Below are 3,427 nucleotides of genomic sequence, written 5' to 3' on the forward strand. Positions count from 1 at the left end.
AGTTACCAAAAATCAACGCTTGATAATGACCGTACTACGGCAAGTAAGTTAACTTACAGGTTGCCTGCATTGTCAGGTAGAGTAGGTTTTGGAACGGGTTTTGTGACATCAGAACGTGACACTAATAAGCGTAATATATGGGTCGATTATGAGTTCCGCTTTTAGTCTGTTATTCCCCCAAACGCTTGAAATATTTTTTTGAATTGACGATAGAACCTACAGCATGCGAATGAACAAAATACTGATAACCACATTGATGATGATAACCGGCAATGTCTTTGCCTTTACGCCGTCAGCGGCTCAAATTAGTCAATTCCAAAGTCTACCTAAAGCGCAACAAGAGGCTCTAGCCCGTCAATATGGCGTCGATTTAAGTACGCTAACGGGAGCAGGGAGCAACGTTGTAGTTGAGGCCGCCCAAGCACCGGTATTAGAACCAACCGCCAAAAAATCCACCATTACGGTGCCCCCGGTCCACACCGCTAGTCCTTTTCCTCAGTTTGGCTACGATGTGTTTAACAACAACAGTTTAGGCCTCACCGTGGTGGATGACTTGCCGGTTCCTTTGGACTATCAAGTGGGTCCTGGAGATGTTATTAGCCTGCAAACTTTTGGTAAAACCAGCCAGACTCTCTTGCTTACTATCGATCGCGAAGGGGCGATCAATCTGCCTGATATTGGCCCTGTGGCCGTAGCGGGGCAAACTTTTGGTCAATTAAGAGAGCAGTTGATCAACGTCATCAAGAAAAAAACCATCGGCGTAGACGTGTCAGTGTCTATGGGCGCCATGCGAACCATGCAAATTTACATTGTTGGTGAAGCCGTGCAACCCGGTGCCTACAACGTGAATGGTCTCACCACCATCACTCAGGCCCTCATCGCCAGTGGCGGCGTAAAACAAAGCGGTAGCTTGCGCCATATTAAACTTATGCGTAAAGGTGAGGTCGTCTCTGTTTTTGATCTCTACGATTTACTGATCAAGGGTGACACCCGCAAAGACATCCGCTTATTGGCTGGCGATACCTTGCTGATCCCGTTGCGCGATAATCAAGTGACCATAGAGGGGCAAGTCGCACGTCCTGCAGTTTATGAAATGAATGGCCAAACCTCATTGGCTCAGCTGCTGTCGTTAGCGGGTGGCGCCAAACCACAGGCGTATTTGTCGAAAGTCAATGTGCGCAGAATCAGTGAGGCGGGTGTTGAGCTGACTTCACTGGATTTAGCCACACCTCAAGGCCGAGCCTTTGTGGTAAAAAATGGCGATGAAGTGACCGTAACGACGGCCTCTATGACTTTAAAGAACATTATCGCAGTTCGAGGCGAAGTCGTCAGACAAGGCGCAACGAACTTCCAGCTCGGCATGAAAATTAACGATGTGATTGGCTCGATTGAAGACGGTTTAAAACAAACCGCCGATTTAAACTATGCTTTATTAGTGCGTGAAATAAACGCCAATCAAGACATTGAAGTCTATCAATTCAGCTTATTAGAGGCCCTTAAGGCGCCAGCGTCACCGGCAAATTTATTATTGCAAGAAAAAGATCAAATCTTTGTTTTTGATAACGGCTTAGCCCAAGATTACTGGTTTGGTTCTTATACAAACGGCAAGGCGCAATCTGCTTCTACTTCGCAGCCGGTCACGCAAGAAATACTAGACACAGAAACAGGGGCCGTAGTCGAAACCAGTGAACCGGCTCCTTTGGCCATTGCGGGCACAGAGCGCACGACCAATGCTACAGAGCTGCGCAAAGCCAGCCGTGAGGCCTTATTAAGGCCGATTATAGAGCGCCTAAAAGAGCAAGCGGGTTATGGTCGTACCGCGAAGCTGATAGAAATCTCCGGTGCCGTCAAATTCCCAGGAGTCTATCCACTTGCTAACAACACCACGGTCTCTACTTTGTTGGCGGCCGCAGGAGGTTTAACAGAGCAGGCTTACCTGGCGTCTGCTGAACTAACCCGCCGTGTGACCCAAAGTGACCGTTCGACACTTGATCGCATCAATTTTTCATTACAAGACGCTATTAACGGAAGCGCACCGATTAAATTAGCGGCCCAAGACACGCTTATCATTAAATCACAACCAGGCTGGCAAGAAGGCATGGTGGTGGAATTACAAGGTGAATTCATGTTTCCCGGTGTTTACACCTTTAAACGCGGTGAGACTTTAAAAGATGTCATCTTGCGTGCCGGTGGATTTACTGAATTTGCCTATCTTGACGGTGCTGTTTTCAGCCGAGAGCGCCTCAAGCGCCAAGAAGCAGAGCGCCTGAGGTTTCTTAATGCCCAGTTAAAACAAGAGATCAGCAGCTTGGCGCTGCGCCGACAAAACGCGGCAGCGTCTTACACGACAGACCCAACGCAAGCGATTGCTATAGTGGACCAGCTTGACAATGCCCAACCGATAGGACGCCTGGTGGTCGATATTAATGCCGCTATGGCAAACGAAAATCTCGCCAATCTCATGTTAGAAAAAGACGATAAACTGTATGTACCTGCGTTAAATCCCGTAGTTAGCATCGTGGGAGAGGTGCAGTTTTCTTCAAACCATACTTTTCAACCAAACCTAACTGTAGAAGATTACATCGCTTCAGCGGGTGGCACAAAACGTCAAGCTGACACTGGGCGTATTTATATTGTTAAATCCAATGGCTCTGTAGAGCTCCCTAATAATTCCTTTTGGTTTAGTCGTAATTATCAGCCCCTTGAGCCCGGAGACACTATCATCGTCCCGATTAATACCGACTACCTCGATGGCCTAAGTACTTTATCGACAGCAACCCAGATACTCTATCAAATGGGCGTAGCCTGGAGTGCGATTAAAAACTGATGACACCATCAGCACAGATCGCTCTGTTAATATGACCCATGCCGAGAAAAAAAGCGAAAAATGACAATGAATGAGAACTACCAATGAACGAGAACTACCAACTAGCGTCACCACATTACCAACAACAAGACGACGAAATAGACTTAAAAGAACTTTTTATTGCGCTCTGGAAAGGCAAGTGGACCATCTTATTGCTGACAACTTTGTTGTCAGTAGGGGGTGTTTTATACGCCTTATCTCAGCCCAACACCTACAAAGCCGAAGCCATCTTGGCCTCAGCTAACGACAGCAAATCGGGTGGTTTAGCTGCCATGGCCTCGCAATTCGGCGGCCTTGCTTCATTAGCGGGTATCAACTTAGGCGGCGGTGGGACAGACGGCAAAGCTACTGCATTAGCCATATTACAATCACGCCAATTTCTAAATACCTTTATTACCAAGCATGACCTACTCGTACCACTCATGGCGGGTACTAAATGGAACGAAGCAACGGACACGCTCCTGATTAATGAAAAAGTCTACGACACACAAAGTTTGAAGTGGGTGCAGGAAGTGAAGCCAGGCAAAACAGCCGAACCAAGTGACTGGCAAGCTTACAAAG

The 3,427-nt window shown here is 47.4% G+C and carries 2 protein-coding genes; both read left to right on the top strand.

Going from position 1 to position 3,427, the window contains the following annotated elements; translation table 11 throughout:
* Positions 1–223 precede the first annotated feature (223 nt).
* Positions 224–2,827: an SLBB domain-containing protein gene (locus FXV75_RS16280; protein WP_148835508.1), complete on the top strand. Its 2,604-nt coding sequence runs from the start codon at positions 224–226 to the stop codon at positions 2,825–2,827.
* An 83-nt stretch (positions 2,828–2,910) separates the two neighbouring features.
* The coding region (locus FXV75_RS16285; RefSeq protein WP_262368621.1) for a Wzz/FepE/Etk N-terminal domain-containing protein at positions 2,911–3,427 on the top strand (517 nt) is incomplete at its 3' end.

Origin of the sequence: Marinomonas sp. IMCC 4694, assembly GCF_008122525.1 — a bacterium.
GTDB lineage: Bacteria > Pseudomonadota > Gammaproteobacteria > Pseudomonadales > Marinomonadaceae > Marinomonas.